Below are 1,170 nucleotides of genomic sequence, written 5' to 3'. Positions count from 1 at the left end.
AAATCCGCGTGGAAATGGGTTTCAAAAATGTATTTGATTTTAGCATTGTCTTTAGCGGCTTTGTCGAGGTAAGGTTGTACTTCGCGGAGCGGATCAAAAATGGCCGCTTCACCATTGCTTTCAAGATAATACGCTGCTTGAGCAATGCATCCGGTATATATTTGTTCGATTTTCATAGTGGAAAAGATTTATGCAAATTTAAAGATTAGAGAAGTAGGAACAATTTGAATTTAGAATACTTTATGAAAATATCTCTTTGTAAATAATGAATACAGCCATGGTCAAAACAAAGAACCCAAAAATTTTCTTGAGTCTTTTTTCGTTGATGTATTTTTGAATAAAAAGACCGATAAAAATACCAATAACTGATAAAGCAGTAAATGACAACAGAAATTTCCAATCAATGATTGTAGTTTGAACATCGCCAAGGAAGCCAATTAGGGAATTGATAGTGATAATTAAAAGCGAGGTGCCAATGGCTTTTCGGATTGGCAATTTGGCTAGTTTCATCAAGGCAGGAATGATTAAAAAACCACCGCCGGCGCCAATTAACCCTATCAATAATCCCACTAAAAACAATTGGAAAATCAACCAGTATTTGTTTTGTGGTTCCGCTTTTATGATGACTTTACTTTCTTTCAGCATCGAAATGGCCGCTAACAACATGACAACGGCAAAAATCAACATTAAAAAAGTGTCTTTGTTTAACTGTAAGGAACCTAAATATAATAGCGTATCAGGAATACTTGGAACAACAAATTTTCGAGCCAAATAAACACCAAGTACGGAAGGAATAGCAAATTGAAAAGCAGTTTTTACGGCTATCGAACCTTTTTTAAAATTTTGAATACTTCCGAAGGCTGAAGTAGTTCCAACGATAAATAGAGAATAAGCACTAGCCATTACAAAATTCAGATTCAGCAAGTAAACCAATATCGGTACAGTTAAAATGGAACCGCCACCACCGGTAATTCCTAAAACGATGCCTATAAATAAAGCACCTATATATCCTAAAATTTCAAGCATTATTAAAAATGATAATTAGTGTAAAAATAGTGTATTTATGTTAAAAAAAAGTCACAGATTTCATGTAGTAAAATTCAATCGTAAAATTCTATTATTTAAAGTTTTTTCTTTAAAAATGATTTTTGTGTTAGTTAAATTATCACA

At 32.7% G+C, this 1,170-nt stretch carries 2 protein-coding genes; both read right to left on the bottom strand.

Translation table 11 applies throughout. From position 1 onward, the window contains the following. On the bottom strand, positions 1–176 hold a 176-nt coding region (locus C0512_RS15910), incomplete at its 3' end, for an MBL fold metallo-hydrolase (protein ID WP_290863346.1). 64 nt (positions 177–240) lie between these two features. After that, positions 241–1,026 carry a sulfite exporter TauE/SafE family protein gene (locus tag C0512_RS15905; RefSeq protein WP_121314407.1) on the bottom strand — a complete coding sequence of 262 codons (786 nt, stop codon included), beginning with the start codon at positions 1,024–1,026 and terminating at the stop codon, positions 241–243. Between the last annotated feature and the right edge of the window lie 144 nt (positions 1,027–1,170).

Origin of the sequence: Flavobacterium sp. (assembly GCF_013822155.1) — a bacterium.
In the GTDB taxonomy this organism is placed as follows: domain Bacteria; phylum Bacteroidota; class Bacteroidia; order Flavobacteriales; family Flavobacteriaceae; genus Flavobacterium.
This window is presented reverse-complemented; position numbering and strand designations above follow the sequence as displayed.